Source organism: Sphingopyxis sp., assembly GCF_051861155.1.
Taxonomy (GTDB): domain Bacteria; phylum Pseudomonadota; class Alphaproteobacteria; order Sphingomonadales; family Sphingomonadaceae; genus Sphingopyxis.
In genome coordinates, this window is record NZ_JBHYDE010000012.1 from 1 (window position 1) to 12341 (window position 12341).

The window sequence follows — 12341 nt, forward strand, 5'->3', positions numbered from 1 at the left end:
CGGATCACGCGGCTGTTGTCGAGGCGGGTGGTCATGCTTTTCCTTTCGCAAAATCGAGGGTCGCGGCGATCACTTGCTCCAGCACGGGCCGGATCGCGGGGTTCGGATCGATGGGGGAGGGCCAGTTGGCGTGCGTGATCGCGGCGGGCTCGGCCATGTAGCCGCGCTGCGCCAACTCCATCTGGATTGCGTGGATGCCCTCGTCGGGACGGCCGTAATGGCGCGTCGTCCAGCCGCCCTTGAAGCGGCCGTTGACGACATGGCTTTTGCCGCTCGCCGCGCAGATGTTGGCGACGATGGTTTCGAGTTCGGGGGCGCATGTCGCGCCGCCGTTGGTGCCGATGTTGAATTGCGGCAGATCGCCGTCGAACAGCCGCGGGACATGGCTGCGGATCGAATGCGCGTCGTAGAGAACGGCGCGGCCGTGCGCGGCTTTCAGGCGGTCGAGTTCGGTCGTCAGCGTGTCGTGATACGGCCGGTGATAGCTATGCAGCCGCTGCATGATCTCGGCCGCGTCCGGCTCGCCGAACCGGTACAGCGGCTCCCCGTCAAAGGTCGTCGTCGGGCATAACTCAGTCGTCGCCTGCCCCGGATAGAGCGACGCGCCCGAGGGATCGCGGTTCATATCGATCACGCTGCGCGAGATGTCAGTCGCGACCAGCGTCGCGCCGAGATCGGCGGCAAAGGCGTACAAATCGGCGATCCACCAGTCGGTGTCGATCTGTGCATGCCAGGGCGAAATAAACTGCTCGTCGAGCCCCGCAAGGTCGGTGCCGCCGTGCGGGAAGGCGATGACGAGCGGCGCGTCGCCGCGATGGACGCGCAGCCAGTCCATCAGCCGACGCCCGGCAGGCTGGCGGGCACGGCAGCGACCAGGCTGCCGGTGCGGACCAGCGCGGTCGCGGCCTCCATATCGGGATAGAAATGGCGGTCGTCTTCGAGCGTCGGGACCGCGGCGCGCAAATGCTTATGTGCTGCCTCCAATGCGTCGCTCGACTTCAGCGGCGCGTGGAAGTCGATCCCCTGGCACGCGGCAAGATATTCGATGCCGATCACCGCGCTGACATTGTCGGCCATGTCGAGCAGACGCCGCGCGCCGTGCGCGGCCATCGACACATGATCTTCCTGGTTGGCCGAGGTGGGGATCGAATCGACGCTGGCGGGATAGGCGCGCTGCTTGTTTTCGCTGACCAGCGCGGCGGCGGTGACCTGCGGGATCATGAAGCCCGAATTGAGGCCGGGGCGCGGCGTCAGGAAGGCGGGGAGGCCCGACAGCGCCGGATCGACGAGCATCGCGATGCGGCGTTCGGAAATCGACCCGATTTCGCACAAGGCCATCGCGATCATGTCGGCGGCGAAGGCGACGGGCTCGGCGTGGAAGTTGCCGCCCGACAGTGCCTCGTCGGTATCGGCGAAGATCAGCGGGTTGTCCGAAACGCCGTTCGCCTCGATCCCGAGCGTCGTTCCGGCCTGACGCAGCAGGTCGAGTACCGCGCCCATCACCTGCGGCTGGCAGCGGAGGCAGTAGGGGTCCTGCACGCGTGGATCGTCGACCGCGTGCGACGCGCGGATCGCCGATCCCGCCATCAGATTGCGGAGCGTATCACCGACCTCGCGTTGGCCCGCGTGGCCGCGCAAAGCGTGGATGCGCGTGTCGAACGGCGCGTCGGAACCCTTCGCGGCTTCGGTCGACAGCGCGCCGGTGATCAGCGCCGACCGGAAGACGGTTTGGGCGCGGAAGAGGCCAGCGAGCGCATTGGCGGTCGAGAACTGGGTGCCGTTGAGGAGGGCGAGGCCTTCCTTGGGGCCGAGATCGAGCGGCGCGAGGTCCGCCTGCGCGAGTGCTTCGGCGGCGGGCAAGGCCTTGCCGTCGACCTCGATCGCACCGACGCCGATCATCGCGGCGGCCATATGCGACAGCGGCGCGAGGTCGCCGCTCGCGCCGACTGAGCCCTGCGACGGGACGACCGGAGTCAGGCCTTTTGCCAGCATCGCTTCGATCATCGCGACCGTCTCGCGCTTCACCCCCGACGCGCCCATGCCGAAACTCGCGAGCTTCAGCGCCATCATCAGTCGGACGATCTTCGTCGGCGACGGCGCGCCGGTACCCGCGGCGTGGCTGAGCACGATATTGCGCTGGAGCGTCGCCAGATCCTCGCTCGCGATCCGCACGCTCGCCAGCTTTCCAAAGCCGGTGTTGATGCCATAGACGGGCGCACCCTTGGCAACGATGCGCGCCACCGCGGCGGCACTGGCGTCGATTGCGTCCCATGCGTCGGCGCTCAATTCGGCGCTCGCGCCCTCGTAAATTTCGCGCCAGTCGGCGAGCCTCATGGCGCCGGGGGTGATGATCATTGTCCGTCCTTGATGCGTTGGTGCAGCGGGTTGAAGCCGATGCGGTAGACCAGCTCGGCGGGGTCGGTGACGTCCCAGATCGCGAGGTCGCACGCCTTGCCGACCGCGAGCGTTCCGACTTCGTCGGACAGGCCGAGCGCCGCGGCAGCGTTGACCGTCACCCCGCGCAGCGCCTCGACGACGGTCAGCCCGAACAAGGTTGCGCCCATGTTGAGCATGAGGAGCAGCGAGGTCACCGGCGAGGTGCCGGGATTGCAATCGGTCGCAAGCGCGATCTTCACGCCATCGCGGCGCATCGCCGCGATCGGCGGCAGCTTGGTCTCGCGCATGAAATAATAGGCGCCGGGCAGCAGCACCGCGACGGTGCCCGCCGCGGCCATTGCGCGGACATCGTCGTCGGTTGCGTGCTCCAGATGATCGGCCGACAGCGCGCCGTGGCGCGCGGCAAGCGCGCTGCCGTGGAGCGCCGACAATTGTTCGGCGTGGAGTTTGACTTTTAATCCATGCGCCTGTGCGGCGGCAAAAACGCGCTCGCACTGCGCGGGCGAGAAGCCGATGCCTTCGCAAAAGGCGTCGACCGCGGTCGCGAGCGGCGCGGCGGCGGGAATCATCTCGCCCACGACGAGGTCGATATAGGCGTCGCTGTCGCCCTTATATTCGGGGGGCAGCGCGTGCGCGCCGAGGAAGGTTGGTTCGACGCGGATGTTGCGATGCTTGCCAAGCGCGCGGGCGGCGCGCAGCATCTTGAGTTCGTCGTCGGTCGACAGGCCATAGCCCGATTTGATCTCGATCGTCGTGACGCCCTCGGCGATCAGCGCGTCGAGGCGGGGGACGGCGCTATCGACGAGGTCGGCTTCGCTCGCCTCGCGCGTCGCGCGCATCGTCGAGACGATGCCGCCCCCCGCACGCGCGATCTCTTCATAGCTCGCACCGTCGAGCCGCATCGCCCATTCATTGGCGCGGTTGCCGCCGTGGATCAGGTGGGTGTGGCAATCGATCAGTCCGGGGGTGATCAACCGGCCGCCGCAATCGCTGCTTTGCGCCACCATCGGCGCCCCGTCGGCCTGGCCAACATAGACGATTCGGCCGTCCACGGCCGTGACGACGCCATCGTCGATCAGCCCCAGCCCGGCATCGGTCATCGTCGCGAGTCGCGCGTTGGTCCAGCTATGCTCCATCTGGACAACATCTCGCGAATGCGTCATTATGTCTAGACATAATATGAGGGCTTGAAATGGCGACTTACTGGTTTGGGCGCGCGTGGATCGACAATCGCTGGCAGCGCGATGTGCGCCTGACGGTCGAGAATGGCCGGATTTCCGCGCTTGAAACCGGCGTCGGAGCGGCCGCGGGCGACGAACGCCACGCCGCCGCGCTCCCCGGCCTGTGCAACGTCCACAGCCACGGGTTCCAGCGCGGGATGGCGGGGCTTTCGGAGCGCCGCAGCCGGCCTGACGATAATTTCTGGAGCTGGCGCGAGATCATGTATCGCTTCCTCGACCGGCTGACTCCCGAGGACGTCGCGGCGATCACCGCGCAGGCCTATGCCGAGATGCTCGAGGGCGGCTTCACCCGCGTCGGTGAGTTCCACTATCTCCACCACGATCCGGCAGGCGCGGCCTACGCCGATCCCGCCGCAATGGCGAGCGCGATCGTCGAAGCCAGCGCGGCGACGGGCATCGGGCTGACCCTGCTCCCTGTCTTTTACGCGCATGGCAATTTCGGCGGCGCCGCGCCGAGCCCCGGCCAGCGGCGGTTTCTGAATGATGTCGATGGTTTTGCGGCGCTTCTCGACGCGTCGCGATCGAAACTGGTGGGGGATGCGAATATCGGCATCGCGCCGCACTCGCTGCGCGCGGTCGGCCCAGACCAACTCGCGGCGCTGCTCGCCCTGTCGCCCACCGGCCCGGTCCATATCCACGCCGCCGAACAGGTGAAAGAGGTCGAGGATTGCGTCGCATGGAGCGGCGCGCGACCGGTCGAATGGCTGCTCGACAACGCGGCGGTCGACGCGCGCTGGTGCCTCATTCATTCGACGCATGTCGACGCGCACGAAGCGCCGCGGCTCGCCGCCAGCGGCGCGGCCGCCGGACTCTGCCCGATCACCGAGGCGAACCTTGGCGACGGCATCTTCCCGGCGGTCGACTATCTGGTGGCGGGCGGCGGCTTCGGGATCGGCACCGACAGCAATATCCTGATCGATGCGGCGGGCGAGCTGCGCGCGCTCGAATATTCGCAGCGTCTGGCGCACCGCGCCCGCGCCTTGCTGGCGGGTGAGGCGTCGCCGTTCGTCGGTGCCAACCTCTATGCCCGGGCGCTCGCCGGCGGCGCGCAGGCGCTGGGGGTCGAGGCAGGTTTCGCGGTCGGCCAGCCCGCCGACATCGTCTCGCTCGACCTCGATCACCCCAGCTTTGCGGGAACCGACGATGCGACGCTGCTCGACCGCTGGATCTTTGCGGGCGGCACAGGGACGATCGATTGCGTGTGGCGCGCCGGGGTGAAGCGTGTCGCGCAGGGCCGCCATGTCGATCGCACCGCGATCGCCGCCGCCTATCGCCAGAGCGTCGCGCGGATCGTCGGGTGACGCGCAGCGCGACCAATCCCTCGCGCCGGATTCGCGAAGAGATTGAGGCGCGGATCCGGTCGGGCGAATGGCGGCCGGGAACGCGCATCCCGATCGAGCAGGATCTCGCACAGCATTATGGCTGCGCGCGCGCGACGGTCAGCAAGGCGCTGGGCGAACTTGTTGCCGCAGGGCTGGTCGAACGGCGGCGCAAGGCGGGCTCGTTCGTCGCGCATCCGCCGGTGCATTCGGCGGTGATGACCGTCCCTGACCTGGCCGAGCTGATTGCAGCGCGCGGTGAGGCCTATCGCTGGGAAGCGCGGACGATCGTTCGCCGCAAGAACGCGGCGGGCGCCGACACGCTGCAGATCGACGGCGTCCATTTCGCCGCCGCCGAACCCTTTGCGCTTGAGAATCGCACGATCGAACTCGCCGAAGTCCCTGCCGCCGCCGCGGCCGATTTCACCGTCGAGGCGCCGGGAACCTGGCTGCTCGCGCATATTCCCTGGACCTCGGCGCGGCATGTCGTGCGCGCCATCGCCGCCACCCGCGCCGAAGCGAAGGCGCTGGCGACCGGCAGCGGTGCCGCTTGCCTCCAGCTCGAACGCGACACCTGGCGCGGCGACCGACCGGTGACGCATGTCCGCCAGCTGTTTCGTGGCGACCGTTTCGACCTGATTGCAGAGTTTCAGGCCGGGATGGCGCGGCGCGACGGCGGGCTGTAGGCCGCGACGGGCGGCCTGCGCGATTTTTTCGCTGTCCTCCCGAACGCCGCCGCTCTAGCGTCGATCGATGCTCCCTATCGATTTGCCACCCGCGCCCACTGTTCGAAATCGGCGATTTGCGCGTGAAGTTGCGCCGATTTCTTGCGATCTTCTTGGGCCGATCCGGTCATGCTGAGCGTCGAAACGCACGCCGCAACGCCCTGGCCCGACGCGCTCGATTGGGAAGCGCGGGCGGGCGAGGCGGTCGCCGCGGCGCTGGCGCTCACGCCCTATGCCGCGCTCGCCGATGCGGCGCCGCTGGTCGAGGTCGCGGTGCGGCTGACCGACGATGTCGAGGTTCAGACGCTCAACCGCGATTTTCGCGGCAAGGACAAGCCGACCAATGTGCTGTCCTTCCCGCAGGTGCAGGACGATCTGCTCGAAGGCCTCGCCAACAGCGACGACGGCGAGATCCTGCTGGGCGACATCGTGCTGGCGCGCGAAACCTGCGCACGCGAGGCGGACGAGAAGGCGATCTCGATCGCCGACCATGCGACGCATCTGATCGTCCACGGCACGCTGCATCTGGTCGGTTACGACCATATGGACGATGCGAGCGCCGCCGCGATGGAGGCGATCGAGGTGAAAGCGCTTGCATCGCTGGGCATCGCCAATCCATATGCGGACCAGGATTAACAGGGAAACGCTGAACAATGCCCGACGACCAGGGGTCTTCGAACCGATCGGAAGAGGACAGTAGTAGGTCCGGACTGCTGTCCGGACTGAGAAATCTGCTGTTCGGCGGCGACAAGGAACCGTCGCTGCGCGAACAGATCGAAGAGGTCATCGACGAGGCCGAGGAAGAAAGCCACGAGCGGCGTGGCAGCAATATCGTCGGCGACCTGTCGCTGATCGAACGCAAGATGCTGCGCAACTTGCTCCATTTCGGCGAACAGACGGTCGACGATGTCGCGGTGCCGCGCGCCGACATCATCGCCATCCCCGAAAGCGCCAGTTTTGCAGACATCGTTGCGCAATTTGCCGAGGCTGGGCACAGCCGCCTGCCGGTGTACCGCGAGAATCTGGATGAAGTCGTCGGGATGATCCATGTCAAGGATGTGTTCGCGGTGCTGGCCGAGGGGCGCCCGCCGCCGCCGCTGATCGACCTGATCCGCCAGCCGCTTTACGTCCCGCAATCGATGGGGGTGCTCGACCTGCTCGCCGAAATGCGCGCCAAGCGTACCCATCTGGCGATCGTGATCGACGAATATTCGGGCACCGAAGGCCTGCTGACGATCGAGGATCTGGTCGAGGAAATCGTCGGCGAGATCGAGGACGAGCATGACGACGAGCCGACCGCGCTGTTCGCACCGGGCGAGGGTGGTTGCTGGGACGCCGATGCGCGCGCCGAACTCGACGATGTCGGCGAAGCAATCGATCCGCGGCTCGCCGAGATCGAGGAAGATGTCGATACGCTGGGCGGTCTTGCCGCGGTGCTCGCGGGCCATGTTCCCGAGGTCGGCGAGATATTGCTTCACCCGAGCGGCTGGCGGATCGAGGTGACCGAGGCCGACGAACGCCGCGTCCACCGCCTGCGCCTGCACCCGCCGGTCGTCGTCGATCTGGAAGCACCGTCCGAAACCGGCGACTAAACGGCCACTTAATCGTCGATGTTGACGACATTGTAACGCAGCGCTTCCTTGCGGGTCAGGCAGCGCCGCGTCGAACGGTCGCTGTCTGTCGCGATCGCCTTTTGCCGGTACATGATGTCGGACAGCAGGTCGCGCGAGACGTCGAGGCGGATGAGCAGGTCATTGTCCTCGGTCGCCATCAGCGCCGCTTCGCGCTCGACATCGCTGATCAGTTCGGTGGTCGATTCGGCGCCCAGCGCGACGCTCGACTGGATTGTGTCCTTGTCGCCGGTCATCGTGAACATATGGACCATGAAATGGCCGCCGGGGTCGATCGTGCGCGCGCGGCCGCCCATGAAGACGAAATTGCACGCGCTGAAACAAGTCCACCCCGACGGGATGCGCGTGACCATCTGCCGGTCCTTGCTGAATTTGCGGATCAGCAGGCCCGCCGCATTGCCGGCGCGGGCGTCGCCGCCGGGCGACCGGATCCAGATTTCGCTGATCGTCGGATTGTCGGTCAGGACTTTTTCGAGCCGCACGGGCAGCTCGCTGTCGACGCGGCCTTCGGCCAGCAGCACCAGCTCGCCGCTCCGCTTGAACGGCGTCAGCACCATCGTCTTGTAGTCGGACCAATTGGGTTTGGCGGGACAGGTCGGATTGTCGGGGTCCATGCCCGGCGGGGTCGCGGCGGTGCACGCCAGCATCGCGGCGAGTGCGGTGACCGATCTGATCCAGCTACGCATATGACCACCTCTATCCAGCCCCGACTCTAATCCACCGATTGCGCCAAAACAATATCGCCGCACCGCGGCCTCGCGGTATGACCCGCGTCACTGACCGCGCTTGTCGGGTCGACTATTCGGGCCTAGCCTTTGAAAAACAAAGGGTGGGGAAACGGGATATGCGGACCAGCTTGCGGCATCATTCGGCGCTCGTAGCGATCGGCGCACTGTTGTTGTCGAACAGCGCCGCCGCGGCGTGGCAGGGCGCGCCAGGCGAAGGCGACAAGGCCTATGTCCCGCCGGCGGTCGTCGAAGCGCCGCTGCCGGCGCTGCCGGCCCGGCCCGCGCTCGATACCGACAGCTATCCCGGCTGCCGTGAGGATTATCGCAAACAGGACGCACCGTTCGACCGGGCGGAAGCGATCAACCGCTGCACCGTCGCGATCGACACCTATTATCGCCAGAAAATGCTGCCCTATCGGCAGGCGATGATCGCTTATCAGGACGCCCTGTCGTCGCTCTATTCGACCCAGGTCGGCGCAAACAAGCGCTATTCGGCAGACACCCAATATCGCTTTTTCCAGACCGTCATGGCCGAACATGCGGCGTCCAATCCCGACGGCGCCAACCTTGCCGCCTATCGCGGGATCGAGGCGCAATATCAGACCGATCGCGCCTATCTCGCCGACCGTTTCTGCTTCAACACCGGTTGCAACGGCTATCCGGCGCCCGCGCCGGTTGTCCAGGCGGCCGCACCCGAAAACGTCGATAAGCCCGCGAAGAAGAAGGGCGACGAGGCCAAGCGCGCCGACAGCACCAGCCCCGATGCCAAATGCAAGCGCGCGCGCAAGCGCGGCGGAGCGCTCGGCGGGCTGATCGGCGGCGTGACGGGGAATGCTGTGGGGCTGAAAGGTATCGGCACCGCGGTGTCGGGGCTGTTCGGCGCGGTGCTCGTCGCCGAGATCGCGTGCCAGCTCGACGAAAAAGAACAGAAAGTTGCGGCAGAGGCGACCGTCGCGGTGACCAAGAAGGAAGAGGTCGGCGCCACCGCCAACTGGACCAGCCCGACGCGCGAAGGGGTGGCAGGGTCGTCGACGATCACGGCGCTGAACACCGAACCCAATGGCAGCAAATGCCTGTCGATCACCGACATCGCGATTGTCGAGGGCGAGGAAACGCGCGTGTCGAAGCGGATGTGCCGGTCGAAACCCGGTGAGCCGTACAGCATCATGGCCTGACGGCGGCGTTGCGTTTGCGCGGCGAGGGGGTTAGCGCAGGCGCGATGGACGTCTCCGACCTGCGCATCGCCCTGTTCAGCGGCAACTACAACATGACCGTCGACGGCGCGAACAAGGCGCTGAACCGCCTTGTCGGCTATCTGCTCGCCCATGGTGCCGCGGTGCGCGTCTATTCGCCGACCGTCGCCAACCCCGATTTCGAGCCGACCGGCGACCTGGTCAGCGTGCCGTCCTTCGCGATTCCGGGCCGCAGCGAATATCGCATTCCGGTGACTTTTTCGTCACGCGTGCGCCAGGACATCGCCGCCTTTGCGCCCAACGTGCTGCATATCTCCAGCCCCGATCGCGTCTCGCGGCAGGCGGCGGCATGGGCGCGGCGACGCCGCTTGCCGGTCGCCTGTTCGGTCCACACGCGCTTCGAAACCTATTTTCGCTATTACAACCTGTCGTTCCTCGAACCCGTGATCGTCGCATGGCTGCGCAAGCTGTACCGCAAGTGCGACGCGCTGATCGCGCCGTCGGAAAGCTTTGCGCAGGTGCTGCGCGATCAGCGGATGAATTACGACATCGGCATCTGGACCCGCGGCGTCGAACAGGGGATTTTCAACCCGGAGCGCCGCGACATGGACTGGCGCCGCTCGCTCGGCATCGACGACGACGTGCCCGCGATCGCCTTCCTCGGGCGGCTGGTGATGGAAAAGGGGCTCGACGTGTTCGCCGACGCGGTCGACGTGCTCGCGCGGCGCGGCGTGGCGCACAAGGTCGTCGTGATCGGTGAGGGGCCGGCGGGCGAATGGTTCGAATCGCGGCTGCCGAACGCAAGCTTTGTCGGCTTTCAGGGCGGCGAGGATCTCGCGCATGCGCTGGCGTCGTGCGACATTTTCTTCAACCCCTCGGTCACCGAAACCTTTGGCAATGTGACGCTCGAGGCGATGGCCTGCGGGCTCCCGGTCGTCGCGGCGCGCGCCACCGGCAGCGCCAGCATCGTCAAGCATGGCCAGACCGGCTATCTCGTCCCGCCCGGCTCGATCACCGGCTTTGCCGATCATCTTCAGCGCTATTGCCGCGACATCCCGCTGCGCGCCGACCATGGTTCGGCGGCGGTGCTCGAAAGCGGCGCCTATCAATGGGACGCGATCAACCAGGCGGTCGCCGACACCTATTTGCGCCTGATCCGCCAGAAACAGCGGCGCGGGGGCTGAGCGTCCGATGGCCGGAGATTTGTTCGGCGGCGATACCCCGGTCCAGCGCGAAAGCGCCGCGTCTGGCCCGGTGCCGCTTGCCGAGCGCCTGCGTCCCCGCACGCTGGCCGACGTTGTCGGGCAGGAACATCTGACCGGACCCGAGGGCACGATCGGCCGCATGGTCGCGGCGGGGCAATTGTCGTCGATCATCCTGTGGGGACCGCCGGGCACCGGCAAGACGACGATCGCGCGGTTGCTCGCCGAAGCGGTCGGCATGCGCTTTTCGGCACTGTCGGCGGTGTTTTCGGGGGTCGCCGATTTGCGTCAAGCCTTTGCCGATGCCGAAAAAATGGCCGCGGCGGGCAAACGGACGTTGCTGTTCGTCGACGAGATCCACCGTTTCAATCGCGCCCAGCAGGACGGGTTCCTGCCCTATGTCGAGCGCGGCACGGTGGTGCTCGTCGGCGCGACGACCGAGAATCCCAGCTTTGCCCTGAACGCCGCGCTGTTGTCGCGCGCGCAGGTGCTGGTGCTGAACCGGCTCTGCGAGGATGCGCTGGCGCTGCTGGTGACGCGCGCCGAGGCCGACATCGGGCGCCGCCTGCCGGTGACCGACGATGCGCGGGCGGGCCTCGTCGCAAGTGCCGACGGCGACGGGCGCTTCCTGCTCAACCAGGTCGAGACTTTGTTCGCCGCCGCGATTCCCGACCCGCTCGACCCCGCCGCGCTCGCGCAGTTTCTGCACCGCCGGATGCCGGTCTATGACAAGGACCGCGATGGCCATTACAATCTGATTTCGGCGCTGCACAAGGCGCTACGCGGGTCCGATCCGCAGGCGTCGCTCTATTATCTGGCGCGGATGCTGGTGGCGGGCGAGGAGCCGCTCTATGTGCTGCGGCGGCTGGTGCGCTTTGCGAGCGAGGATGTCGGCCTCGCCGACCCGCAGGCGCTGGTGCAATGTCTCGCCGCCAAGGACGCCTATCAGTTTCTCGGCTCGCCCGAGGGCGAACTCGCGATCGTGCAGGCGTGTCTCTATCTCGCCACCGCGCCCAAATCGAACGCCGCCTATGCGGCGCAGAAGGCGGCGTTCGCATCGGCGCGCGACACCGGATCGCTGGCGCCGCCCGCGAACATCCTCAACGCCCCGACCAAGCTGATGAAAGATCTGGGCTATGGCGAGGGCTACGCCTATGACCATGACGCACCCGATGGCTTTTCGGGCGCCGACTACTGGCCCGAGGGGATGGGCGCGCAGTCCTACTACCAGCCGACCGATCGCGGGTTCGAAAAGCGGATCGCCGAACGCATCGCCTGGTGGGACGACCAACGCCGGTCACGGCGCGAGGAGTGACATCGCGGCGCGCGTAACGCTGCCGCCACCCTATTCGAACGGCGGATAACGCTCGAAACTGGGCAGGCCGTCCAGCTTCTCCATCCAGCCGATCCGTTCGGCGGTCTGGATCTGCACCTGCGCCGGGATGAGATCGGGATCGTCGAGTGTCGCGGTCTGCACATCGATCTGGCCGGGAAAAATGGCTTCGCTGGTGTAAAACAGCCCGGTCCCGCATTCGCCGCAGAAATGGCGGCGGCCATGTTCGGACGACGCATAGATTTTGGGCGTACCGGAGATTTCGATCTCGTCCTGCCCGACCAGCGCCCACCCGACCATCGGCGCGCCGGCATGGCGGCGGCAATCGCTACAATGGCACAGCGCATGATGCTGAACCGCGGTCGACATCGCATAGCGGATCGCCCCGCAATGGCATTGGCCGCTGGCGCGCGGGTTCGAATCACTCATCCTCGTTCTCCTTATCCCAAGATGGAGAACATAACATAAACATCAATGCGAACGCAATTACCTCGCGCGTCAATCGCGCCGACGGTTCGGGCACTTTCCGACGAATAGCTCATCGCACGCGCTATCAACGCGGCACAGCTTGG

The 12341-nt window shown here is 66.6% G+C and carries 12 protein-coding genes; 7 read left to right on the forward strand and 5 right to left on the reverse strand.

The window, feature by feature from the left end:
* Positions 1-31 precede the first annotated feature (31 nt).
* The 3 genes from hutG to hutI are packed head-to-tail and all read right to left on the reverse strand — an operon-like array spanning position 32 to position 3560.
* The gene (gene hutG / locus ACTIFP_RS16965) at positions 32-835 is read right to left on the reverse strand and encodes an N-formylglutamate deformylase (RefSeq protein WP_439569872.1); all 804 of its coding nucleotides are present in this window, start codon (positions 833-835) and stop codon (positions 32-34) included.
* Positions 835-2355: a histidine ammonia-lyase gene (hutH, locus tag ACTIFP_RS16970; RefSeq protein ID WP_439569873.1), complete on the reverse strand. Its 1521-nt coding sequence runs from the start codon at positions 2353-2355 to the stop codon at positions 835-837. The genes hutG and hutH overlap by 1 nt, the downstream gene beginning before the upstream one ends.
* Positions 2352-3560 carry an imidazolonepropionase gene (hutI, locus tag ACTIFP_RS16975; RefSeq protein WP_439569874.1) on the reverse strand — a complete coding sequence of 403 codons (1209 nt, stop codon included), beginning with the start codon at positions 3558-3560 and terminating at the stop codon, positions 2352-2354. The genes hutH and hutI overlap by 4 nt, the downstream gene beginning before the upstream one ends.
* A gap of 29 nt (positions 3561-3589) precedes the next feature.
* Here hutI and ACTIFP_RS16980 point away from each other — a divergent pair, with 29 nt between their 5' ends.
* The 4 genes from ACTIFP_RS16980 to ACTIFP_RS16995 all read left to right on the forward strand — a co-directional run bounded on the left by ACTIFP_RS16980 (position 3590) and on the right by ACTIFP_RS16995 (position 7274).
* Positions 3590-4939 (forward strand): formimidoylglutamate deiminase, encoded by a 1350-nt coding sequence (locus tag ACTIFP_RS16980; protein WP_439569875.1) that lies wholly within the window; start codon positions 3590-3592, stop codon positions 4937-4939.
* Complete coding sequence (locus ACTIFP_RS16985; RefSeq protein ID WP_439569876.1) at positions 4936-5643, forward strand: UTRA domain-containing protein; 708 nt, start codon at positions 4936-4938, stop codon at positions 5641-5643. The genes ACTIFP_RS16980 and ACTIFP_RS16985 overlap by 4 nt, the downstream gene beginning before the upstream one ends.
* Before the next feature lie 168 nt (positions 5644-5811).
* A complete protein-coding gene (gene ybeY, locus ACTIFP_RS16990) occupies positions 5812-6318 on the forward strand; it encodes an rRNA maturation RNase YbeY (protein ID WP_439569877.1) in 507 nt (168 codons plus the stop codon).
* A gap of 17 nt (positions 6319-6335) precedes the next feature.
* A complete protein-coding gene (locus ACTIFP_RS16995; RefSeq protein ID WP_439569878.1) occupies positions 6336-7274 on the forward strand; it encodes a hemolysin family protein in 939 nt (312 codons plus the stop codon).
* Positions 7275-7282: 8 nt separating this feature from the next.
* On the opposite strand, the gene ACTIFP_RS17000 is transcribed toward ACTIFP_RS16995, so the two are convergent.
* Positions 7283-7999 (reverse strand): hypothetical protein, encoded by a 717-nt coding sequence (locus ACTIFP_RS17000; protein WP_439569879.1) that lies wholly within the window; start codon positions 7997-7999, stop codon positions 7283-7285.
* 158 nt (positions 8000-8157) lie between these two features.
* Here ACTIFP_RS17000 and ACTIFP_RS17005 point away from each other — a divergent pair, with 158 nt between their 5' ends.
* From ACTIFP_RS17005 to ACTIFP_RS17015, 3 genes are read left to right on the forward strand one after another with little or no spacing between them, the layout of a single operon-like run.
* Positions 8158-9216, forward strand: coding sequence for a hypothetical protein (locus tag ACTIFP_RS17005; RefSeq protein ID WP_439569880.1), 1059 nt, complete (start codon positions 8158-8160; stop codon positions 9214-9216).
* A gap of 44 nt (positions 9217-9260) precedes the next feature.
* The gene (locus ACTIFP_RS17010) at positions 9261-10418 is read left to right on the forward strand and encodes a glycosyltransferase family 4 protein (RefSeq protein WP_439569881.1); all 1158 of its coding nucleotides are present in this window, start codon (positions 9261-9263) and stop codon (positions 10416-10418) included.
* A gap of 7 nt (positions 10419-10425) precedes the next feature.
* Positions 10426-11751 carry a replication-associated recombination protein A gene (locus ACTIFP_RS17015; protein ID WP_439569882.1) on the forward strand — a complete coding sequence of 442 codons (1326 nt, stop codon included), beginning with the start codon at positions 10426-10428 and terminating at the stop codon, positions 11749-11751.
* Between the two features lie 30 nt (positions 11752-11781).
* On the opposite strand, the gene ACTIFP_RS17020 is transcribed toward ACTIFP_RS17015, so the two are convergent.
* On the reverse strand, positions 11782-12198 hold the full coding sequence (locus tag ACTIFP_RS17020; protein WP_439569883.1) for a GFA family protein: 417 nt from the start codon (positions 12196-12198) through the stop codon (positions 11782-11784).
* Positions 12199-12341 lie beyond the last annotated feature (143 nt).

Coding starts and splice junctions, on each gene's coding strand:
- hutG (WP_439569872.1), bottom strand. CDS start 835: ATGGACTGGCTGCGCGTCCATCGCGGCGACGCGCCGCTCGTCATCGCC.
- hutH (WP_439569873.1), bottom strand. CDS start 2,355: ATGATCATCACCCCCGGCGCCATGAGGCTCGCCGACTGGCGCGAAATT.
- hutI (WP_439569874.1), bottom strand. CDS start 3,560: ATGACGCATTCGCGAGATGTTGTCCAGATGGAGCATAGCTGGACCAAC.
- ACTIFP_RS16980 (WP_439569875.1), top strand. CDS start 3,590: ATGGCGACTTACTGGTTTGGGCGCGCGTGGATCGACAATCGCTGGCAG.
- ybeY (WP_439569877.1), top strand. CDS start 5,812: ATGCTGAGCGTCGAAACGCACGCCGCAACGCCCTGGCCCGACGCGCTC.
- ACTIFP_RS16995 (WP_439569878.1), top strand. CDS start 6,336: ATGCCCGACGACCAGGGGTCTTCGAACCGATCGGAAGAGGACAGTAGT.
- ACTIFP_RS17000 (WP_439569879.1), bottom strand. CDS start 7,999: ATGCGTAGCTGGATCAGATCGGTCACCGCACTCGCCGCGATGCTGGCG.
- ACTIFP_RS17005 (WP_439569880.1), top strand. CDS start 8,158: ATGCGGACCAGCTTGCGGCATCATTCGGCGCTCGTAGCGATCGGCGCA.
- ACTIFP_RS17010 (WP_439569881.1), top strand. CDS start 9,261: ATGGACGTCTCCGACCTGCGCATCGCCCTGTTCAGCGGCAACTACAAC.
- ACTIFP_RS17015 (WP_439569882.1), top strand. CDS start 10,426: ATGGCCGGAGATTTGTTCGGCGGCGATACCCCGGTCCAGCGCGAAAGC.
- ACTIFP_RS17020 (WP_439569883.1), bottom strand. CDS start 12,198: ATGAGTGATTCGAACCCGCGCGCCAGCGGCCAATGCCATTGCGGGGCG.